Origin of the sequence: Streptomyces roseirectus (genome assembly GCF_014489635.1) — a bacterium.
GTDB lineage: Bacteria > Actinomycetota > Actinomycetes > Streptomycetales > Streptomycetaceae > Streptomyces > Streptomyces roseirectus.
The window spans coordinates 8412264-8434300 of sequence record NZ_CP060828.1 but is presented as its reverse complement, the minus strand read 5'-3'; the positions used below and the strand labels follow the sequence as shown (position 1 = coordinate 8434300).

Below are 22037 nucleotides of genomic sequence, written 5' to 3'. Positions count from 1 at the left end.
GCCCCGTTGTTCACGTCCGTCGACGACGTCTCCGCCCGCCTCGCCGAGGCCGGGTACCTCGCCTCCCCGGCGATCGCCACGACCGTCTTCCTCGCCGACCGCCTCGGCAAGCCGCTGCTCGTCGAGGGCCCGGCCGGCGTCGGGAAGACGGAGCTGGCGAAGGCGGTCGCGGCGGTGGCCGGCGCCGAACTGGTCCGCCTCCAGTGCCACGAGGGCATCGACGAGTCCCGCGCGCTGTACGAGTGGAACCACGCCAAGCAGTTGCTGCGGATCAGCGCGGGGCGTGACGAGACGTGGGACGAGGCGCGCACCGACATCTTCGGCGAGGAGTTCCTGCTCCCCCGCCCGCTGCTGACGGCGATCCGCGGGGACGCGCGCAAGGTGCTGCTGATCGACGAGACCGACAAGGCGGACGTCGAGGTGGAGGGGCTGCTCCTGGAGGTGCTGAGCGACTTCCAGGTGACCGTCCCCGAACTCGGCACCGTCACCGCGACGCAGCGCCCCTTCGTCGTCCTCACCTCCAACGCGAGCCGTGAACTGTCCGAGGCGCTGCGGCGGCGCTGCCTGTTCCTGCACATCGGGTTCCCCGAGGAGGAGCTGGAGCGGCGCATCGTCCGCCTGAAGGTGCCCGGCGTCGAGGAGGCGCTGGCCGCGTCCGTCGTCCGGGTCGTCGGGGCGCTGCGGGCGATAGACCTGCGCAAGGCGCCCTCGGTCGCGGAGACCGTCGACTGGGCGCGCACCCTGCTGGCGCTCGGCGCGGACACGCTGGACGAGACCGTGGTGCGCGAGACCCTGGGCGTCGTCCTCAAGCACCAGGACGACATCCTCAAGGCCGCCGCCAAGCTGGAACTGGACGCGGTGTGAACGACGTCGCGGCGCGGCTGGCCGAGTTCGTGGGCGTGCTGCGCGAGCACGGCATGTCGGTCGGGACCGGGGAGACCGTGGACGCGGCCGAGGCGGTGGCGGTGCTCGGGTTCGACGACCGTGAGGTGCTGCGCGAGGGGCTGGCCGCGACGCTGCTGCACACGACCGGGCAACGGCCGGTGTTCGACGCCGTGTTCGACCTGTACTTCCCGCGCTCCGTCGGAGCACCGGGGCGGGCGCCGGGCGACCGGGAGTCGCTGCGGGACCGGCTCGCGGACGCCCTCGCGGACAACGACCGGGGGTTGATGGGGCAGTTGGCCGTCGAGGCGGTCGACGCCCTTGGCGGGTACGGGAGTTCGCCGGGGTCGGACGGGTGGTCGGCCCATCAGACTCTCGAACGGCTGCGCCCCCAGACCCTGTTGGCGCGGGTCCGTGACGACGTGCGCTCGCGCGGTGCCGGTACGGGGTTCGCGGACCGGCTCCTTGAGGACGAACTCCGGGAGCGCATCGAGGAGTTCCGGGCGCTGGTCGCCGCCGAGGCGCGGCGGCGGGTGGCCGAGCGGCGGGGGCGGGAGACGATCGCGCGGCGCGCGGTGGCGCCGACCGCGGACCGGGTGGACTTCCTGTACGCCGGGCGCGACCGGCTGGCCGAACTGCGGCGTACGGTACAGCCGTTGGCGCGCAAGCTCGCGACGCGGCTGGCGGCCCGGCGGCGGCGTGCCGCGCGGGGGGCGATCGATCTGCGGCGCACGCTGCGGGCGTCCCTCTCGACGGGCGGGGTTCCGGTGCGTCCGGTGCTGCGGCGACGGCGTCCGGTGCGGCCCGAGTTGGTGCTGCTGTGCGATGTGTCGGGGTCCGTGTCGGGGTTCTCCGACTTCACGATGCTGCTCGTGCAGGCCCTGCACGACCAGTTCTCGAAGGTCCGCGTCTTCGCGTTCGTCAACCGCGTCGACGAGGTGACCGGGCTGCTGCGGCACGGCGCCGCCGATCCGGCGGGGCTCGGTGCGGTGATCCGCGCGGAGGCCGAGCTGACGCGGTGGCACGGCAGCAGCGACTACGGGGCCGCCCTCGGCGAGTTCGCCGAGCGGTACGGGCTGACGCTGACGCCGCGCACCACCGTCTTCGTCCTCGGCGACGCCCGCACCAACATGGGCGACCCGAACCTCGCGGCCGTCCGCGAGATCGCCGGGCGCGTGCGGCGCGTGCACTGGCTGAACCCCGAGCCCCGGTCGCTGTGGGGGACGGGGGACTCGGCCGCCCCCGAGTACGCCGGACTGGTCGCGATGCACGAGTGCCGCACCGCGCGCCAGCTCGGTGACCTCGTGAGCCGGCTGTTGCCGGTCTGACCTCCCGCTGTTGCCCGTCCGGGCGGGGGGGATCGGGGCGGGGGATTGGGCCGATCCGCTGGCGTGCGGCCCTGTCGAGGCCGCCGGTGCGGGGTGTGACCGTGTGCGGGCGCTGTGATGGGAGCCGTCACGCCCCTTCTGCCTGTGAGTCCGCCCCATGCGCCTTGTCCCGACCGATCCGCATCTGCGCCGCAGTGGCCTGCTCGCGGTGTTCACCTTCGTCCTCGTGCTGGCCGTCTGCACGGGTGGCTTCCTGCTCTATCTCAACGAACGCCACACCCGCGGCCGGGACCTGCTGGTCGGCGAGGCCGGGTCCGCCAACCGCGTCGACATCCAGGTCACCGTCCAGAAGGTGGACGCCGCCGACCAGCGCGCCACCCTGCGCGTGACCGTCTCCCCCTCCGGCGTCTACGGCGACCCGGCGACCGGGGTGCCCGCCCGTTACCTTGAGCTGACGACGTCGGGGCTGGCCCGTGACCGGCTGGCCTTCCCCGCCGGGCGCCCCATCGCGGCGCAGGAGGTGTCCGTCGTCCTGTCCGGCGGGACGATCTCCGACTACCCCTTCGACCGGTACTCCGCCGACGTCTTCTTCAGCGCCGCGGTGGGCGGGCGCGAGGTGCCCGTGACTCTGTCGGTGGAGGACGCCGATCCGTTCTTCCTGCTCCGCCCGGCCGCCGCCGAGCAGTCCGGCGGTGTGGTGCAGGCCGAGGTGCGGTTCGTGCGCTCGCGCGGGTCGTTCATCCTGGCGTGGTTCATGATGGCCGCGATGTGGCTGCTCGGGCTCGGGGTGGCCTCGGCGGCCTGGATCATCGTCAGCCGGCGGCGTGGCCTGGTGTGGCCCGCGATGGGGTGGATGGCCGCCACCCTGTTCGCCCTGGTGGGCATGCGCAACGCCGCGCCCGGCAATCCGCCCGCGGGTTCGCTGTTCGACTACGCGTCCTTCTTCTGGGTCGAACTGCTCATCGCGGGCGGTCTGTGTGCCGTCGTGGTGCAGGGGCTGATCCTGGAGATGCGCGAACGCCGGGCCTGAGCTGCCTATCCCTGCTCGCCCGCGGCGACGACGTTCAGGGAGCCCATCATTCCGTTGTCCTCGTGTCCGGTGATGTGGCAGTGGAACATCCACTGCCCGGTGAAGTCCGTGAAGCGCATCCGGATCACCACTTTTCCGGGCTTTCCGTTGACCGAGTGGGGGACGATCACCTCGTCCCGGTAGTCGGCGGGAGGCTGGGGGACGCCGTTCACACTGAGGACCTGGAACGGGACGGTGTGGAGATGGAACGGATGGTTCTGGTTGGCCGTGTTGGTGAGCGTCCACTCCTCGACCGTGCCGAGCGTGGCCGGCTTGTCGAAGGTCGGCTTCATGTCGTACAGCTTGCCGTTGATGTAGAAGTTGTTGCCGCCGTCGTCGCTCAGGACCAGGCTCCGGGACTGGGCGACGGTTTCTCCGGACAGGTCGGGAAGGGCTCCGGTGAGCGGCCCGGTGAGCTGTGGCGAGGTGGCCGCGCCCGGCGGTGTATCGGCGGCGGCCGGTTCCGCGTCTCCGTCTCCTTGCTGGACGTTCACCTTCATGAGGGTGGTGTCCGGGTAGTCGTCGCCGTCCGACCCGGTCGAGTAGGCGAGCGTCCTGAGCCAGGTCGAGCCGGGGGCTCCCGCGGTCACCAGGACGTCGAAGCGTCCACCGGGCGGGATCAGGAGGTGTTTCACCCGGGTCGGCGTCGCGGAGGGGTTGCCGTCCTGGTTGACGACGGTGAAGGTGCCGCCGTCGAGCTGGAGGTCGTAGTCGATGGCGTAGCCCACGTTGGCGAGGCGCCACAGCTGGGTCTCACCGGCTTTCATGGTCAGCGTCGGCCGGTACTGGCCGTTGACCAGGCGAGTCGTCGGTGACGCGGGTTCGAGGACCCCGTCCGGGTAGACGATCGAGCTGGTGGAGCTGATCTGCGCGTCCTTGAGGGCCAGGGTGTGAGCGGTGACCCGGCGGTAGTCCGACGGCAGTGACGCGCGGCTGTCCCCGACGATGATGGTTCCCGACAGACCCGCCCCGACCTGGCTCTCGGTTCCGGCACAGCTCGCCTTCTTCGGGGCGGCGGGCATCGTCATCCCCGGCATGGACGCGCCGCTGTCCTTGGCGCACATGTCGTGGTCGTGGTACCAGTACGTCCCGAGCGGCTGGTCCTTGGGGATGTCGAGGTCGTAGGTGAGCGTCTGGCCGGGCTGGACGGACAGCTTGATGTTGTCCGCGTGCCCTTCCGGGGACAGGTGCAGCCCGTGGAAGTGCAGGTTGGTCGACGTGCGGAGCTTGTTGGTCAGCTTCAGGGTGACGTGCTGGCCGGGAACCACGTGGAGGGTCGGCCCGACGAGGCTGCCGTTGTAGGTCTCCGCGAGCACCTTCTTGCCCGAGATCGTCACCTCCTTCTCCACCGTGGTCAGCTCGACCGTCTGATCCTCGGGGGTCGCCTCGTTGAGGTCGGGCGGTTCCACCAGCGCGGCACCTGGCACCATGCCGACCGTCTGCTTCTCGGTGGTCGGCAGTGGCTTTCCGGCAACCGCCCGGGGCGGCTCCTTCTCACCGGCTGCCGGGGCCGACTTCGCGCTCTCGCAGCCCGCGAGACAGGAGAACACGACAGTGGCCCCGACAGCGAGGACTCCGAGGCGGGCGGCGGGCGACCGGCTCACGGTCGAGCGTGCGGACAACAAAGGCTCTTTCTCTCGTGCGTGACTGCTGGAAGAAGCAGGCGGCCGGGGCAGGGGGAATGCCCCGGCCGCCGCCCATCCTGCTGCTCGCGGCCGTCCGGCCCCATCCCCTGACCGGCGGAGATGTCCCCGCCGAGCGGCGGGGGAGGCCACGGGCTAGTCCGCCTTCGCGTACTCCTTCGCCATCGATCCCGCGAAGTCGTACACGATGACCTGTTCGTCGCCCACCACCCACGCGTCGTGGCCGGGCGAGCAGACGAACACGTCGCCGGGGCCGACCTCGCCCTCGGCGCCGTCGTCCATCCGGATGCGCATGCGCCCCTGGACGACGTAACCGTTGTGGTGGATCTCGCAGCTGTCCGTGCCCGCGAGGGGGGCCACCGACTCGGACCAGCGCCAGCCCGGCTCGAAGGTCGCCACGGCGAAGTCGAGCCCCGTGAGGTGGACGGCTTCGAGGTGACCGCGCGGGAAATCGCGCCGTTCGTCGGGCTTGTCGAGCGTCTTCACTTCCAGCATGACGCTCCTCCCTTCCGGCCACACCGGCATCACGACCGGGCCCGCCCCGAGACCGCGTCCGGCCTTACGCCTTCATGGTCCGCCTGTTCAGTGGAGGCCGCCATTCAGGAGAACCGGCGCCACCGAGAGGGCGCCTCTCACGCCCCTCCCCCGCACAGCCCCGCGAACCTCTCCGCGTCCACGTTCCCGCCCGACACGATCAGCCCGACCCTCCCGGACACCCCCTGCACCCGCCCCGCGAGCAGCGCGGCCAGCGGTGTCGCCCCGCTCGGCTCGACCACGATCTTCAGGCGCTCGAACGCGAACCGCATCGCCGCGCTGATCTCGTCGTCCGAGACCAGCTCCACGGCGTCCACCAGCCGCTGGATCACCGCGAACGTCAGCTCCCCCGGCGTGTCCAGCGCCTGCCCGTCCGCGATCGTGCGGGGGATCGGGACGCTGACACGGTGACCGGCGTCGAGGGACCGCTTCGTGTCGTCCCCGGCCTCGGGTTCCACGCCGATCACCCGGACGTCCGGCGCGAGCCCCTTCGCGGCGGTCGCGCACCCGGCGATCAGTCCGCCACCGCCGACCGGCACGAGCAGGGCGTCCAACTCGCCGACCTCTTCGAGGAGTTCGAGCGCTGCCGTGCCCTGGCCCGCCATCACGTGGGGGTGGTTGTAGGGCGGGATCAGGGTCAGGCCGCGCTCCTCGGCAAGCGCCTCGCTGATGGCCTCGCGGTCGCCGGTGTACCGGTCGTACGTGACGATCTCGGCGCCGTACCCGGCCGTCGCCTCGACCTTGGAGCGCGGGGCGTCCTCCGGCATGAGGATCACGGCCGTGGTGCCGAGTTCACGCGCGGCGAGGGCGACCGCCTGGGCGTGGTTGCCGGAGGAGTACGCGGCGAGCCCCCGCCGCAGTTCCTCCGGCGTCAGCCGGGACGCCGCGTTGTAGGCGCCCCGGAACTTGAACGCGCCGATCCGCTGGAAGTTCTCGCACTTCAGGTACACCTCGGCCCCGACCAGCTCGTCCAGCGTCCGCGAGCGCAGGACGGGGGTGCGGTGCGCGACCCCCTTCAGCCTGACGGCCGCCTCACGGACGTCGTCGAAGCTGATCGGCAGGTCTGTGATCGTCATGGGTGGTCCACCTCTCGAGTCGTTCACGCGCATGTCGTTCACGCGCATTCGGTGCGGCGCTTCCGCTTCAGCGCGGCTCTTCCGCTCTCGCCTGCGACAGATAGCTGTACGCCGAGGCCCTGGAGATCCCGAGCCGGGAGGCGACCTGCTCCACGGAGTGCCGCACGGCGAACACCCCCCGCGCGTCGAGGCTGCGGAACAGCGCCAGCCGGCGCGGGCGGTCGAGGTCGGACCAGGTGCCCTCACGGGCCGGGAGATGCGTGTCGACCAGGACGTCCACCACGGAGTCGATGCCGTGCTCGAACGTCGTCACCGGCGTCTGCGCCACCGGCACGGCCGGTCCGGCGAGCGCGCCGAGCAGGTTCTGCACCTTGGCGACCTCGGTGATGTCCACGTTGACACAGAGCGCGCCGAAGACGGTACCCCCCGAGTCCCGCAGCACCATCGTGGACGACTTCACCAGCTTCCCGCCGACCGTACGCGTCACGTAGTTCAGGTCGTCCGCCGCCTCGTCGCCCCCGGCGAGCACCCTGAGGCCGATCTCGCTCATCGCCGAGCCGACCTCGCGCCCGGTGACGTCGCCCGCGACGGCCACGACCGAGTGTTCGGGGTGCCGGTAGTCGTGCAGCACCACCTCGCACACCGGTCCGAACGTCGCCACGAGGCCGTCCACCACCGGCTTCAGCGCCGCGAGGATCGCGTCCCACTCGGCGTCCCTGCTCCCGCTTCCCATCGTCGGCCTCCTCCCGCCTGCCGTCTAGACTACACATCCAGCATCTGGACGAACAGTCCACTTTCGAGTGACGCCCCCACCCCCGGGCGAACCCCGCCCGGACCCCTGGCGCCCCCGATTCCCGCTTCCCTACGATGAGTCCGCCTCCGCGCCCCGGCGGAGCAGGACTGGGGGGTACACGCATGCGGCCAGGTGAACGGCTGTCCATGGACATCGACGCGGCGGTGCCGACCGCGGCCCGGATGTACGACCACTACCTGGGCGGCAAGGACAACTACGCGGCGGACCGGGCGGCCTGCGAACAGCTCGACAAGGTCGTGCCGAGCACGCGCGTGCTCGCGCTGAACAACCGCCGCTTCCTCCAGCGGGTCGTCCGCACGCTCGCGCGGGAGCACGGCATCCGCCAGTTCCTGGACCACGGGTCGGGCCTGCCGACGCAGGACAACGTCCACCAGGTCGCCCAGCGCGTCGACCCCACGGCGCACGTCGTGTACGTCGACAACGACCCCATGGTCCTCGTGCACGGGCGCGCGCTGCTCGAACAGGACGAGCGGACCGCGGTCGTCCACGCGGACATGCGGCGCACGGAGGAGATCTTCGCCCACCCCGAGACGCGGCGCCTGATCGACTTCGCGCAGCCGGTGGCCGTCCTGTTCAACTCGGTGTTCCACTGCATTCCGGACGACGAACAGGACGGTCCGGCGGCCGTGGTCCGCAGGGTCGTCGAACGGCTCGCGCCCGGCAGTTTCCTGGTGATGTGCCAGCTCGTCAGCGAGGACCCCGAGGTGCGGGAGTTCGTCACCGGCTTCATGGACCAGGCCACGCACGGGAACTGGGGCCGGGTGCGGCAGGAGCGGGACGTCGCCGAGTGGTTCGAGGGGCTGGAGATCCAGGAGCCGGGTCTGGTCGAGGTGTCCACGTGGCGCCCGGACAGCGAGGTCGCACCGCGCCAACAGACCCTGGAATGGATCGAGTTCGGCGGCCTGGCCCGCGTCCCGTGAACGCCCGCGTGCCGTGAGGACCCGGCCGCCCCTCACTCCCCGGGATACCGCTCCGCCATGACCCCCTTCACCAGTTCCACCGACTCCCGGGGATTCAGCGCCTGGTCCGCCAGCCGGTCCAGCGCCGCCCGGTACTCCTCCGTCTCCTCGCTCGCCTCCACGAACACCGCGCCCGCGAGGTGTTCCAGGTAGACGATGTCGGGCAGGTCGACGCCGCCGAAGCGCAGGTATGTCACCGGCAGGGGCGGCGCGGCGGCGTGCGTCGCGTCCAGCGGGACGACCTGGAGGGTGACATGGGGCCGCCCGGTCATCTCGACGAGGTGGGCGAGCTGTTCGCGCATCACGTCCCGCCCGCCGAGCACCCGCAGCAGGACGGACTCGTCGACGATCGCCCACAGCGAGGGCGCGTCCGCGCGGTGCAGGAGCCGGGCGCGCCGCATCCGGAGGTCGACGCGGCGTTCGACCTCGCGCGCGGGCGCGCGGGGCAGCCCGCGTTCGACGACGGCGCGCGCGTACGCGTGGGTCTGGAGCAGGCCGGGCACGTACTGGATCTCGAAGGTGCGGATGCCGGTGGCGCCCTCCTGGAGGCCGACGAGCCGGTCGAACCACTCGGGCATGAGCCGCTTGTCGTACCGCTGCCACCAGCCGGGCTCCCCCGCCCGGCGCAGGAGCTGGACGAGGACGGACCCCTCGTAGGCGTCGGCCTCGTAGAGCCGCAGCAGGAGGTGGACGTCGGCCTCGGCGGGGGGTCTACGGCCCTTGCCGGACTCGATGCGGGAGAGCTTGGCGGGGCTGAACCCGACGGCGCGGGCCGCCTCTTCCTGGGCGAGGCCCGCGTCCTCGCGCATGCCGGCGAGCTGGAGGCCGACGAGGGTCTTGAGGAGGGTCGGGGCGGGCTCCTGCCGGTGCAGATACGGTTCGAGACGGGAGACGCGAGGGGACTCCGCAGGCATCCTGACTCCTCAGGGCCGGGCACATGACGGGGTTGCGCTTTCCCGACGGGATTATCCCATCACCGGCGCGCGGCGCACCTGCCGACGGCACATGCCCGAACGCCCGGCCGGGACACGGCCGTTCACACCGGGCGCCTCAACTGCCGGGTTTTTCACAGGAGATGGTCGAACTCGCCGTCCTTCACGCCCGCGAGGAACGCCGTGATCTCCTCCGGCGTGTAGACGAGCGCGGGCCCGTCGGGGTCGCGGGAGTTGCGCAGGGCGACGTAGCCGCCGGGCAGGGCGGCGGCCTCGACGCAGTTGCCGGTCGCGTTGCTGTGGCGGCTCTTGGTCCAGCGGGCGTCCAGCGAGCTCGCCCGTACTCCGTTCTCCACCGGCACGGCTGCCTCCTAGGCGGTGAGGGCAATTTCCCGTGAAATTGCACGGGGCCATCGACACCGTGGATAATAAACAGGCCGTCAACCGGTGTGCCAGAGCCCTGTTCCGACGTCGTCCCAGGGAGAAACCGTGCCGCCACGCGCCCAGTTCCCCGCCGCGAAGTCCGCGACCCTGGATCTCACGGGCAGCCGGGAGGGCTTCGCCGAGGCCCGTGACTTCACCCATCGCACGCTGGACGACTGGCAGTTGGACCACTGTCTGGACGACGCGGTCATGGTCGTCACCGAACTCGCCGCCAACGCCGTCCTGCACGCGCTGCCGCACGCCGACACCTGTGACGTACGCCTGCGGCTCACCCTGCGTCCCGCGCACCTGATGTGCGCCGTCACGGACCAGAGCGACGACGTGCCGGTGTACCCGCCCACCGTCGACCCGCTCCTCGAACACGGCCGGGGACTCAGGATCGTCGAGGCGCTGTCGGAGCACTGGGGGTGGACGAAACGCTCGCCTGTGGGCAAGACCGTCTGGGCCATGCTCGCGACCCGGGGTCCGGCCTGATCCGATCGGTGGAATCACCGGCGTCACCTGCGACACTGGGCTAGCCTCGTAGCTCCCGTCCAAACGAACTGACGTACGGCGAACATCACTTCGGGGTTGATCTGTGTCAGACCAGAAACCGGTCCCACCCGGCTCGGTGACCAACGAGGCCGGTGCCCTCCGGCGGACCGGCGCCGCGCCGCTGCGGCCGGGGGACCCGCGGCGGGTCGGCCCGTACGTGACCCTCGCGCTGCTCGGCAGCGGCGGCATGGGCCGGGTGTATCTGGGGCGCGCGGCGGACGACGGCCCGGGGCTCTTCGCGGTCAAGGTGATCCGGCCCGAGTACGCCGAGGACCCCCGTTTCCGCCGCCGGTTCGAGCGCGAGGCGCTGGTCCACGACCGGATCCGCACACCGCGCGCGCCGCGCTTACGGGGTACCGGCTTCGAGGCCGAACTCCTGTGGATGGCCACCGAGTACCTGCCCGCGCTCGACCTCGCCGACTCCGTGCGGGAGGACGGCGCGCTGCCGACGGCCGCCGTGTGGCGGCTCGTCGCCGAACTCGGCGAGGCGCTGGGGGTGTTGGCCGAGGCTCATGTCGTGCACCGCGACCTGAAGCCGTCCAACGTGCTGCTCTCGGACCAGGGGACGCACGTCATCGACTTCGGCATCGCCAAGGCCGTCGACGTCAGCGCGATCACGGGGACGGGCAACCGGGTCGGCACGCCCGCGTACATGTCGCCGGAGTACCTGCGCACGGGGCACTGCGACGCGGCGTCCGACGTGTTCTCGCTCGCCGGGACGCTGATCTACGCGGCCGTGGGCCGGGCGCCGTTCGGGGACGGCACCGGGGTGGACGTCATGCACCGGGTGGCGTTCGAGGAACCCGACGCGGAAGTCCTCGCCAAAGTCTCCGCGTCCGACCCCGAGTTGGGCGCGCTGCTGGCGTCCTGCCTCGCCAAGGACCCCGCCGAGCGTCCCGTCCCGCAGGCCCTGACCGAGGCCGCCGCGCCGCGTCTGGGCACCGCGCTGTGGCCCGAGCCGCTGGCCACGCGGGTGCGTGAACTGCGCGAGGCGTACGACGTGTTGCACGAGATGCCGGTGGAGCGGGTGCCGTTGCTGCGGCCGCGCGGTCACCGTCCGCCGCTGGGCGCGACGCCTCCGCCGGGGCCGGTGAGCCGTCCGGCGCCGCCGGCCGTCGTCATCCCGGACGTCGCGGACAACGGGGTCGCGCAGACGCCGGGTTCGCTGGCGTACGAGGCGGCGGAACCGGCGGTCGAGAAGGGGTCGGGGGCGGCTGCGGGGTCCGGGGAAGCGACGGGGCCCGGCGGGAAGGCGGCGTCCGGGGAGAAGGGGCCCGCTGTCGCCGGTCCCGGTCGTCGGCGTCGCAAGCGGCTGATCATCGCCACCACCGGCGTCTCCCTGTGCGCGGTCGCGGCGGGGACGTTCGTCCTGACCCGCCCCGGCACCCCCGCGGCGGCGGCCCCGCCGAAGAGCGTCGTGACCGCCGACGGCGGCAGCCCTTCCCCGGGCGCGTCGGCGTCGCGCTCGCCGGGCGGCAAGGCGATCTCCGACCCGCAGGGCGGGTCCCAGACCGGCACGGACGGCGGCGAGAGCCCCACGACACCCGTCTCGGACGGTCCGGACGCCACGCCCGAGCACAGCCCGTCCGCCTCCGCCGACCCGGGCGCCTCGCCCGACCCCGGCGGCCCGGAGCCCTCCGCGACCGCCGGGTCGCCGACCCCGGAACCCGAACCGGCCGGCTGCGCCTACTACGCGGGCAACGGCCCGGTCGGTCCCGGCGCCAGCGGCAAGAAGGTGCAGCAGGCGCAGTGCCTACTGGTGGCGAAGGGCTACAGCACCGGCGGCGAGGACGGCGGTTACGGGCCGGGGACGGAGGCGGCGGTGCGGCGTTTCCAGCGCGCGGCGGGGCTCGCGGAGACCGGCTCCGTGGACCGCGCGACGTGGAGCGCGCTGCGCTCCGGGTGAGCTGCCCGCCGACCTGACACGCAGGTCGAGGGCACCGGCCGGTTTATGTGAAACTTGGACGGCTTGGGCCGAACGATGCACATGGGCGATCGCTCGATGCTAAGAATTGGCCACGTCAGATCGAGCCCCGCCCCACCCCGTCCGGACGCGTGACGGCTCGGAACCGAATGGGACGCACTTGCCGAACACCGCAGCAGACGCGCCGGGGACCGAGCCCCGGAGCAGATCCCTCACCCGCAACTGGCCTGTGGCCAGGCGGCTTCGGGCCGCGCTGCTGCTCCCGGTGCTCGTGACCCTGGTGCTCGGCTCCATCCGCGTCAACGCCTCCCTCCAGACGTGGCGGGACGCCGACGACGCGGTCCGGGTGGCCGAACTCGTGCGCGCCGCGAGCCAGTACGCCAGCGACGCGATCAACGAGCGGGACGTGTCCGTCGTGCCGCTGCTGAACGGCGAGCGGGACGCACCGGTCGTCGTCCAGGCGCGCCAGGTCACCGACGCCGACGCGAAGGCGTTCACCGAGGCGGTCGAACGGATGCCGCAGGAGGACCGGTTGATACGCCGGGTCGCGCTGGTGCGGGCCGGGGAGCGGCAGTTGCCGAAGGTGCGGGCCGCCGCCTTCACCGAGCGGACGTTCGGCGTGCAGACCGAGGAGAGCTACTACGCCGTCCAGCACCCGCTGATGGAGATGTCCAACGAGCTGGGGTACGGCCGCTCCAACCAGTCGAGCTTCGGCCGCTCCCTGTACGCGATCTCCCTCACGCAGGCCGCCGAGTCGCTGATCCGGTCCATCGGCACCCACCTCCTGGTCGGCGACCGGGGCAAGCTCGGCCGGGGTGAACTCGCCGCCCAGCTCACGGCGTTCAGGTCGTACGCCTATCTCGAACAGGTCGCGCTGCGGGAGTACGCGGCGGCCGGCACCCCCGACGACACGACCCGCCTCCAGCAGGCGCTCGCGACGGCGCAGGCGCGCGGTCAGGAGCGCAACGCCCAGGCCGCCGCCGAGGCGAAGGCGGCGGGGCGCGCCTATGTGCCGCCACCGACGATCGCCACGATGATCGAGCGGATCTCCTCGGGGGCGAGCGCGGACGAACTCGCGCGGGAGGGCATCACCGCCGAGTCGTTCTTCGCGTCGTCCACGCTCGGCTTCGACGCCTACCGCAGCGTCCAGGTGCAGCTGGTGGACAGCGCGCTCGCCAACTCCATGGCGATCGCGGACAGTTCGCGCGACGACGCGATCCTCACGGGCGCGCTGGTGCTGGCGGCGATCCTCCTCGCGTTCGTGTTCGCGGCCTGGATGGCGCGCCTCACGAGCCGTGGCATGCGCAGCCTGAGCGCGTCCGCCATCGACATCGCCGAACGCCAACTGCCCGCGCTCCTCGACCAGTTGTCGCGCAACGACCCGCACACTGTGGACCCCCGGGTGGCGCCGATCCCGATCACCTCCACGGACGAGATCGGCGAAGTGGCCCGCGCCTTCGACCACGTGCACCGCGAGGCGGCCCATCTCGCCGCCGTCCAGGCCCGGTTGCGCGGGCAGGTCAGCGCCATCTTCACCAACCTGTCGCAGCGCAACCAGTCGCTCGTGGAGCGCCAGCTCGCCCTGATCGGCGAGTTGGAGGACCACGAGACCGACCCGCAGCAGCTGGAGAACCTGTTCCGGCTCGACCACCTCGCCACGCGGGTGCGGCGCAACGGCGAGAACCTGCTCGTCCTCGGCGGCGACCGGCCCTCCCAGCAGTGGGACCGGCCGCTGCCCCTGGTCGACGTGGTGCGCGCGGCCTGCTCCGAGGTGGAGAGCTACGAGCGGATCGAGCTGGCGGGCATCCCGGACGTCGGGATCGGCGGCCCGGCCGTCACCGACCTGGTCCACCTGCTGGCCGAACTCCTGGAGAACGCCACGTCGTTCTCCTCGCCCAAGGCGCCGGTGCGGGTGCTGGCGACACGGCTCCCGGACGGCGGTGTCATGGTCGAGATCCACGACCAGGGCATCGGGCTGCGCCCCGAGGACTTCGCCACGATCAACCGCAAGCTCGCCGATCCCCCGGCGCCGGACGAGACCGCCTCCCAGCGCATGGGCCTCTTCGTCGTCAGCCGCCTCGCCCACCGCCACGGCGTGCGGGTCCAACTGCGGCCTTCCGCCGCCCGGTCCGGCACGACGTCCCTCGTGCTGCTCCCGGCGACGGTCACCGACCAGGCTCTCCCGGACTCCGACACGCTGACCCTGCGCCGCACGGACACGGCGCGGGGGGCCGTGGCGGACCCGTTCTCGGCGTACGAGTCGTGGAGCGACCACACGCCGGCGGACCCGGCGGAGAAGGTCGAGCAGGTGGAGCGTCCTCAACTGCTGGCGCGCCGGCGGAAGAAGAAGGCACCCGCCAAAGCGCCCGCCAAGGCACCCACGAAGGACTGACGGGGGCCGGGGCGCGCCGCGCACGCCCCGGCTGTCTGTGACGGACCGTCAACTCTTCGCGCAGCTCGTCCCGTTGAGGGTGAACGAGGCCGGAGCGCTGTTCGTGGCGCCCTTGTTCGCGATGAACCCGACGGTCACCGACCCGGCGGCCGGGATGGTGGCGGTGTAATTGGCGGGCTTCACGGTGACGGCGCCCGCGGACTGGGTGGCGGTGCCGCCCCACATGTTGCTGATGGTCTGCCCGTCGGCGAAGGAGAAGCCGAGCGTCCAGCCGTTGACGACGGTCGTGTCGGTGTTCCTGATGACGATCTCGCCCTGGAAGCCGCCCTGCCACTCCCCCACCGCCCGGTAGCCGACGGAGCAGGACTGGCCGGGTGCGGGCGGGCCCGTGGTCACGTTCACGGTGCCGGACCGGGTGGAGCGGTTGCCGGCGGCGTCGCGCGCGTACACCGCGAACGTGTACGCGGTGGCCGGCGAGAGCCCGGACACGGTCGCCGAGTTGGTGGTGGAGGCGGCCGCTGCCGTCTCCGTGCCGCCGTTCACCCGGACGACGTCGTAAGCGCTCACGCCAACGTTGTCGGAGGACGCGGCCCAGGTCAGCGCCACGGAGTTGGCGGCCACCGAGGAGGCCGTGGGCGTGCCGGGCGCGGTCGGCGCCTGGGTGTCGCCGCCGGGACCACCGCCGAAGATCGTCGCCTCCTTGGAGGTGCTGACGATGCCGTTGGCGCCGTTGAAGATCCGCTGACCCCAGGAACTCAGGTTGTTCTTGTCGAAGTTGAGGGCGAGGTCGAGGATCGGATCGGTGTTGCCGCTCCAACTCCACGCCAGGTAGCCCAGTTCGAGCTGCTGGGCGGTGGCCATCATCGTGTCCTCGTCGGGGTCGCCGTACTGGTCGGCGGGGCCGCCGAACTCGCCGATGAGGAGCGGGAGTTTGGCTGCGACGAAGGCGTTCAGGTAGTCGGTGATCTCGGCCGCCGTGTCGAACACGCTGTACATGTGGATGGAGAAGATGAGGTTGCCGGTGGTGTCGGCGGCGTACACGGACTGGGCGTTGGCGCGCATGACGCCCTGCCAGTCCTGGCCCCAGTTGGGGGCGTCGACCATCAGGAGGTGCTGGAATCCGGCCGCGCGGAGCTTCTTGACGGCGGCGATGGTGGGGGCGGTCCAGCCGTCGGGGTTGGTGTTGCCCCAGGGCTCGTTGCCGATGTTGATGGCGATGTAGTCCTCTTGTCCGGCGAGGACGCTCTTGAGGCCGATCCAGTAGTCGGCGGCCTGGTCGAGGGTGCCGGCGGCGGCCTCCTCGCCGTAGCCGGTGGTGTCGTGCACCTCCAGGACGCAGATGACGCGGTTGGCCTTGCACTGGGCGATGACGTTCGCGACGTCGGAGGCGGTGTTGGCGGTCCAGCGGTGGCCGTCGGCGAGGACGACGCGGACGGTGTTGGCGCCGAACGCCTTGATATCGGCGAGGGACTGGTTCAGGCGGGTCGGGTACCAGGTGTGGGCGTGGTTGACGCCGCGCATGACGAAATCGTTGCCATTGGACTCCAGCAGGCGGCCGTTGCTGATGTGCAGGCCGGTCGCCCTGACGCCCGGCGCGGTCGCCGCCTGGGCGGCTGCGGGGGCGAGTGCGCCGAGCAGGAGCGCCCCGAGGAGGGCGGCCAGCACTTTCCGGCAGAGGGCTCTGGTTGTTCTCGCTGCGGCTGTTGTTCTCACTGCGGCTCCAGTAAGTGAGCGCCAAGAGGTTCAGGCTGCGGGACAGTGACATGGGAGCGCTCCCATAAACCCACTTGGCCAAGTACACGTCAAGAGAGGCGGCACGGGCTCATCCGTGCACCGTCGGGACCTGCGGAGATTCGATGCGGCCGGTCGGCATATTCCGGCCGTGAGATGGGGATGACCGGCCCCAAGAAGGTCAACACGCCCGAGCGCACGGCAGTCGGGAACGGCCCGTGCTGCGGGGGACGAGGAGGCGGACGTGAAGAGGATCCAGTTGAACAGGCATCCCCGTGGCCCCCGCCGACCGGAGCCGCAGGACCTGCGGACCCCGTCGGGGCGCACGCTTCCCTACTGAGCTCGGAGCAGACACGCAAGGCGGCGCGGCCGGGGTGGAATCCCCGGCCGCGCCGCCGCTTTCTGTCCTCCTGTGGTCCAACGGCCCGGCGTGTCGGGACTGTTGGACCCCGTCCCGGTGACGGTCGGGGCGGAGCACGTCGGTCGGGTGCTCCGGCCGTCATGTCACGTCACCGGGACGGGAGCCTGTCTCCCCGCCTGAGCTGCAACGGCCGTGCGCCGCCCGCCAGTTCGAGGGCTTCGAGGTGGGCCTCGATGTACGGGACGGCCACCAGCGGGAGTTCGCCGTCCACGAAGGCGGGCTGCACGTTCACCTCGAAGACGACGCCGCCGTTCTCGACCGCCAGGTCCACCCCGGCGAACGGCAGGCCCACGGACGCCGTCGCGGCGATCGCCAGTTCGGCGAGGCGGGGCGGCAGGCCATGCGGGCCCAGGTGGACCGGCGTCGCGCCCTGGCAGGTGTTGCAGGGGGTGTCGTCCTCGGGCTGGAGGTGTTCACGGGCGTGCACGATCCGGCCGCCGAGGACGAAGACGCGGAACTGGTGGCGCTGCCCGTCGGCGGTGACGTTCCCGGCGTCCTTCGACAGCAGCCAGTCGGTGTCCAGGCCCGCATAGTAGGCGACGGCCTCCGCGAGCCGGTCCGGGGTCGTGACGTGGAAGGTGTCGTTGCCGCCGGTGCCGACGACCGGGCGGGCCCAGGTGTCGCCGCCCAGGCGCTCGAAGGCGTCCCGGGCCTCGGCGGCGGTCGGGCGGGACAGGACGGCCGTCTCCATCTGGGCGATGCCGTCGCGCCGGAAGCGCTCCACCGTGAGGTTCTTCTCCGTCGCCGTGCGCCAGGCGTCGGGGCCGGTGCCCAGGGTGACCGTGCCGCAGCGTTCCAGCAGGAGCTGGAAGTCGGCGAGGGCGGCGCGTCGGTGCGGCGGGATCTCGTAGAGGACGACGACGTCGGGGACCAGGTCCAGGTCCTCCTGCGGGACCTGGAGGCGTAACCGGTCGCCGTCGCGTACGCCCCGTCCGCCGCCGCCCCGCTCGAAGTGCCGGGAGTCGATGCGGACGGGCGGGGTGCCGGTGAGCAGTTCGGCCGCCTCGGCGAGGTATTCCCGGCAGCCTTCGGGCGACGTGGGGTCGGCGATCAGGGCGATGCGGGGTCGGGACACAGCGGCCTCCTGATGCTCTCGGCGCGCGCTCGCGGCGCGGGTGGTCGGCGCCGTGGCGCGTGCGGTGTCACGGATGGTGCCTGTCGCGCGGGGTGTCCGTGTCCCGTCCGCCGGGGGCGGCGACGCGGGCACGGCTTCGGGGGCGGGTCCGGCCGGCCTGGCCGTGGCCGGGGTCCGCCGGGGTCCGCCAGGTGTTGCGGATCGCCCCGCCGGTCCCGCGCCGCAGGGCTGTGGCGCCACAGTAGGCGCCCGGTGGCGGACCGGGCCAGGGCGCACGCGCCCCGGCGCTCTGACCCTGCCTCTGCGCCGGACGCACCTGCCGTGCGCCCCGCGAAACTCCGGATGCCCCGCGGCGACCCCTGAGCCCCTTCCCGCCCCAACTCCCGCTTGCCTCACGGCGTTTGACGCCACACGGTCGGCCTACAACAGACGGCTTCCCCGGATCGCGTGTTTGAGTACACGTACCGGGGAGACCGTGGTGAGCCGGGTCGCCGTGGCCGCCTCCGGGATCGTCAAGGCGCCCGCTCGTGGGGGGCGGGGCCGTCGGTGCTGCTGCACCACGCGTTGCGCGGACGGTTGTGGGTGCGGTTCGACGACATCGGCGTCACCGTCTCGCACCCCTGGTCCCGGCGTCGGGTCGCCCGGGGCGAGGTCGACGCCGGCCGGCCCACACGCCTTCGCCGACCAGCTCCCTCTGCGTGCCGGCCGCGCAGGGCTCCTCCTGTGGCGCGATGCGGGTCGGCGGGGGCAGATCTCGGCGACCGGTTTCGAACAGGGGTGGCGGGCTCTGCCGTGTCCGGGCCGCTCAGGCGGCCCCGCCGAGAGCGTCGTCCGTCTCGGTGACGCTGACGCCGCTGCCGTCCAGGGTGTTGACGTGGGCGACGTTCAGGCGGTCGTCCTCGTCGCCGCTCGGGACGGCCGCGAACCAGGCGTCCAGGATCTCCTTCAGGACCGGTTCTGAGGTCAGGCGCAGGCCGAGGGCGAGGACGTTGGCGTCGTTCCAGCGGCGGGCGCCGTCGGCGGTGTAGGCGTCGCCGCACAGGGCGGCCCGGACGCCGGGCACCTTGTTCGCGGCGAGGGACGCCCCCGTCCCGGTCCAGCAGCACACGACGGCCTGCTCGGCGCGCCCCTCGGCCACATCCCGCGCGGCGGCCTCGGAGCAGAACGCCCACTGCGGGTCGGCCCCCTCGCGCAGCGCGCCGTGCGTGATCACGTCGTGGCCCCGCCGCCGCAGCTCGGCGACGAGGGCGCGGGCGACGGGTTCGTCCATGTCGGAGGAGGCTGAGATACGCATGAGGCCAGCCTACTGAGGGGCCGCTCCTACCAGTCCTCGTCGCCGAACGGCAGTTTGTCCAGGTCGCCGTCGAATTCGGGGAAGAGGGGGAGGAAGTCGGGGGCGGTGAGGGGCTGTTCGGTCCAGATGCACTTGCCGGTGGCGGTGTAGCGGGTGCCCCAGCGGTGGGCGAGGGCGGTGACCAGTTGGAGGCCGCGTCCACCTTCGTCCGTGTCGGTGGCGCGGCGGATGCGGGGCATGGTGAGGCTGCCGTCGAAGACCTCGCAGACGAGGTCGGTGCCGTGCAGGAGACGCAGGCGGGCGGGGCCGCGGGCGTGGCGGACGACGTTGCCGACGAGTTCGCTGACGAGGAGTTCGGTGGTGGGGATGAGGTCGTCGAGGTGCCAGGCGGCGAGTTGGTCGCGGACGTGTCCGCGGGCCTGGCCGGCGGCGCGCGGGTCGTCGGGGAGCCACCAGGAGGCGATCTTCTCGGCGGGCAGCGCGTGGAGGCGGGCGACGAGGAACGCGGCGTCGTCGGCGGCCTGTTGGTCGGCGGGCAGCAGCCGCGCGGTGATCCTGTCGCAGAGCTTTTCGAGGTCGGCGGCGCTCCCGTCGCGGTGCGCGGCGCGCAGCAGCCCGCCGAGGTCGGCCATCCCCTGGTCGACCTCGCGGGTCGCGGACTCCACGAGCCCGTCCGTGTAGAGGACCAGCAGACTCCCCTCGGGCACGGCGAGTTCGGCGGACTCGAAGGGCGGCTTCGCGGCCCCGAGCGGCGGGTTGACGGCGGTGTCGGGGAAGTGGACGGTCCCGTCGGGGTGGACCAGCGCCGGCGGCGGATGCCCCGCGCGGACGAGGGAACAGGTCTGGTTCGTCGAGTCGTACAGGGCGTACAGGCAGGTGACGTAGGAGCGTTCGCCCATCGCGCCGACGATGTCGTTGAGGTGGCCCATGATCTCGTCGGGCGGCAGTTCGAGGTCCGCGAGGGTGTGGACGGCCGTCCGCAGCCGCCCCATGGTGACGGCCTCCGGCAGCCCGTGTCCCATGACGTCGCCGACGACGAGGGCGACCTGCCCGCCGGACAGCGGGATCACGTCGTACCAGTCGCCGCCGACGTCCATGCCCTCACCGGCGGGCAGGTAGCGGGCGGCGGTCGTGCAGGCGGGCAGGTCGGGCAGCGCGTCCGGCAGGAGGCTGCGCTGGAGTTCGCGGGACCGGGTGTGCTCGGCGTCGTAGAGGCGGGCGCGTTCCAGGGCCTGGGCGACGAGGGCGCTGATGGTGGCGAGCAGGGTGCGTTCCTCGTCGGTGAGGCGGCGCGGCCGGTCGAAGGAGACGACGCAGATCCCGAAGGTGTGCCCGGACGCGGTGAGCGGCAGGAACGCCCACGCCTCCTTGCCCGCCCGCTCCGGCATGCCCGCCAACTGCGGTGAGCGTTCGACGAGTTCGCGGACGCTGGACAGGAACAGCGGGGTGCCGTGGGTGAGGGCGTCCCAGGACGGGTCGCGCGGTGCCCGGCGGCGCCCCTCGATCTCGGCGAGGAACCGCTCGGGGTAGCCGACGGCGCCGACGTTGTGCAGCCGTTCGTCCTCGATGACCTGGACGAGGAGCCCGGAGGCGGCGAACGGGGGCAGCACCCGGCGCGCGACCGCCTCGACGACGTCCTTCGAGGTGCTGGCCTTGGCGAGCGCGGCCGTCAGCTCGGCGATGCGGGCGGCCCGTTGGGAGGCGGCGCGTTCGCCCGCGCGGCGTTCGTCGGCCAGCCTGCGCTTCTCGGTGACGTCGGTGAAGTAGAGCGTGCACCCGTCGGGGCCGGGGACGAGCCGCAGGTGGTAGCGGCGGCACGTGTCATTGGGGTGGATGTCGAACTCGCTGGGTCTGTCCTCGGCGGCGGCCTTGCGGCAGCGCTGTTCGAGCCCGGGGACGTACCGGACGGCGGGGACGTCCCACAGGGTCCGCCCGAACAGCTCCTCCTCGGTGAGGCCGAGGGTGCGTTCGGCCTCCAGGTTGGCGAAGGTGATCCGCCAGTCGTCGTCGACGGCGACGAAACCGTCGCTCATGTGCCGCAGGGCGCGGCCGAGGGCGTCGCGGCCGGGGCGGGAGTCGTCGCTGTCCCAGCCCATGCCGATGATCCGGTGCGGCTCGCCGTCCGCGCGGTACGTGGCCTTGCCGCGGGTGCGGGTCCAGCCCCAGCCGCCGTCGAGTTTGCGGACCCGGTACTCGGCCTCGAACACCTCGTGCTCGCGCACGGCGCGTTCGGCGAGGGCGAGGGTGGGGGCGAGGTCGTCGGGGTGGACGACGCGGATCCAGCTGTCGATGTGGCCGGTGAAGTCGGCGGGGTGGGTGCCGTACAGCTCCATCGCCGCCTCGTCCCACAGCAGCGCGCCGGTGGTGAGGTCCCAGTCCCAGGAGCCGACGCGGGCCTCCTTGAGGGCCTGCCGCAGCCGGGCGTGCTGTTCGGTGCGCGGGCGGGGAGCGGGCGGCGGGGCCTGGCCCATGCGTTCCTCGGCCCAGGCGACCAGGGCGCGCAGGTAGGTCCACTGCGCGGCGGTCGGCTGTCCGGCGTCGCCGGTGAGGAGGGTGAGCGCGCCGATGCTGCGTTCGCCCCGGTACAGCGGGAGGGCGGCGAGGCCGGTGCCGGGCCAGGCGGGGTCGGTGGTGTCGCCGGGCAGCGGGTCCCACACGCCGCTGCCCCGGTGCAGGGCGCGGGCCGGGGCGAGCGGCCCGTTCTGGTCGATCATCTCCCAGGCGCGGGTGAGGGGTTCGGGCAGGCCGGTCGAGGAGACCAGGCGCAGCGGGGACTTGAGGCCGCGCAGGTGGATGGTGCCACCGAGGGCGCCCAGCTCGGCCACGGCGTGCTGGAGGGCCAGTCGGAAGACTTCGCTCTCCGGGATGCCTGGGCCTACCGTGCCGAGCAAAGCCAACCGCGCGTTCATGCTGGGAACCTTATCGTTCACGTCTCGGACGAAAGCGTGCTTCGCAGAATTCTCACCGGTCACGGGGGTCTTGCGC

The 22037-nt window shown here is 72.4% G+C and carries 17 protein-coding genes; 7 read left to right on the top strand and 10 right to left on the bottom strand.

Annotation, left to right across the window (positions count from 1 at the left end):
* Positions 1-6 precede the first annotated feature (6 nt).
* The 3 genes from IAG44_RS36545 to IAG44_RS36535 all read left to right on the top strand — a co-directional run bounded on the left by IAG44_RS36545 (position 7) and on the right by IAG44_RS36535 (position 3240).
* Positions 7-864, top strand: coding sequence for an AAA family ATPase (locus tag IAG44_RS36545; RefSeq protein ID WP_187753003.1), 858 nt, complete (start codon positions 7-9; stop codon positions 862-864).
* A gap of 53 nt (positions 865-917) precedes the next feature.
* Positions 918-2210, top strand: coding sequence for a VWA domain-containing protein (locus IAG44_RS36540; protein ID WP_246564792.1), 1293 nt, complete (start codon positions 918-920; stop codon positions 2208-2210).
* Positions 2211-2367: 157 nt separating this feature from the next.
* Positions 2368-3240, top strand: coding sequence for a DUF4436 family protein (locus IAG44_RS36535; RefSeq protein WP_187751354.1), 873 nt, complete (start codon positions 2368-2370; stop codon positions 3238-3240).
* A 5-nt stretch (positions 3241-3245) separates the two neighbouring features.
* On the opposite strand, the gene IAG44_RS36530 is transcribed toward IAG44_RS36535, so the two are convergent.
* From IAG44_RS36530 to IAG44_RS36515, 4 genes are all read right to left on the bottom strand, one after another.
* Positions 3246-4901, bottom strand: coding sequence for a multicopper oxidase family protein (locus tag IAG44_RS36530; protein WP_246562316.1), 1656 nt, complete (start codon positions 4899-4901; stop codon positions 3246-3248).
* Positions 4902-5057: 156 nt separating this feature from the next.
* Positions 5058-5417, bottom strand: a complete 360-nt coding sequence (locus IAG44_RS36525) for a cupin domain-containing protein (protein ID WP_187751353.1) — start codon at positions 5415-5417, stop codon at positions 5058-5060.
* 137 nt (positions 5418-5554) lie between these two features.
* Positions 5555-6532, bottom strand: coding sequence for a threo-3-hydroxy-L-aspartate ammonia-lyase (locus IAG44_RS36520; protein WP_187751352.1), 978 nt, complete (start codon positions 6530-6532; stop codon positions 5555-5557).
* A gap of 67 nt (positions 6533-6599) precedes the next feature.
* Positions 6600-7265 (bottom strand): helix-turn-helix transcriptional regulator, encoded by a 666-nt coding sequence (locus IAG44_RS36515; RefSeq protein WP_187751351.1) that lies wholly within the window; start codon positions 7263-7265, stop codon positions 6600-6602.
* Between the two features lie 182 nt (positions 7266-7447).
* On the opposite strand from IAG44_RS36515, the gene IAG44_RS36510 reads away from it, so the two are divergent.
* On the top strand, positions 7448-8266 hold the full coding sequence (locus IAG44_RS36510; RefSeq protein WP_187751350.1) for an SAM-dependent methyltransferase: 819 nt from the start codon (positions 7448-7450) through the stop codon (positions 8264-8266).
* Positions 8267-8298: 32 nt separating this feature from the next.
* Here the strand turns inward: IAG44_RS36510 and IAG44_RS36505 are convergent, their stop codons facing one another.
* The gene (locus tag IAG44_RS36505) at positions 8299-9219 is read right to left on the bottom strand and encodes a helix-turn-helix domain-containing protein (RefSeq protein ID WP_187751349.1); all 921 of its coding nucleotides are present in this window, start codon (positions 9217-9219) and stop codon (positions 8299-8301) included.
* 152 nt (positions 9220-9371) lie between these two features.
* Entirely contained in the window at positions 9372-9593 is a 222-nt protein-coding gene (locus IAG44_RS36500) for a DUF397 domain-containing protein (protein ID WP_425508544.1), read from the bottom strand.
* Between the two features lie 133 nt (positions 9594-9726).
* On the opposite strand from IAG44_RS36500, the gene IAG44_RS36495 reads away from it, so the two are divergent.
* The 3 genes from IAG44_RS36495 to IAG44_RS36485 all read left to right on the top strand — a co-directional run bounded on the left by IAG44_RS36495 (position 9727) and on the right by IAG44_RS36485 (position 14531).
* A complete protein-coding gene (locus IAG44_RS36495; protein WP_187751347.1) occupies positions 9727-10155 on the top strand; it encodes an ATP-binding protein in 429 nt (142 codons plus the stop codon).
* A 103-nt stretch (positions 10156-10258) separates the two neighbouring features.
* Entirely contained in the window at positions 10259-12121 is a 1863-nt protein-coding gene (locus IAG44_RS36490) for a serine/threonine-protein kinase (protein WP_246562314.1), read from the top strand.
* 247 nt (positions 12122-12368) lie between these two features.
* Complete coding sequence (locus tag IAG44_RS36485; RefSeq protein ID WP_187751346.1) at positions 12369-14531, top strand: sensor histidine kinase; 2163 nt, start codon at positions 12369-12371, stop codon at positions 14529-14531.
* Positions 14532-14579: 48 nt separating this feature from the next.
* Here IAG44_RS36485 and IAG44_RS36480 read toward each other — a convergent pair whose 3' ends face one another.
* From IAG44_RS36480 to IAG44_RS36465, 4 genes are all read right to left on the bottom strand, one after another.
* A complete protein-coding gene (locus IAG44_RS36480) occupies positions 14580-16244 on the bottom strand; it encodes a cellulase family glycosylhydrolase (protein WP_425508494.1) in 1665 nt (554 codons plus the stop codon).
* Positions 16245-16771: 527 nt separating this feature from the next.
* Positions 16772-17758, bottom strand: a complete 987-nt coding sequence (locus IAG44_RS36475; protein WP_187751344.1) for an ATP-grasp domain-containing protein — start codon at positions 17756-17758, stop codon at positions 16772-16774.
* An 805-nt stretch (positions 17759-18563) separates the two neighbouring features.
* Entirely contained in the window at positions 18564-19052 is a 489-nt protein-coding gene (locus tag IAG44_RS36470; protein WP_187751343.1) for an RpiB/LacA/LacB family sugar-phosphate isomerase, read from the bottom strand.
* Positions 19053-19078: 26 nt separating this feature from the next.
* Positions 19079-21961, bottom strand: coding sequence for a SpoIIE family protein phosphatase (locus IAG44_RS36465; protein WP_187751342.1), 2883 nt, complete (start codon positions 21959-21961; stop codon positions 19079-19081).
* Positions 21962-22037 lie beyond the last annotated feature (76 nt).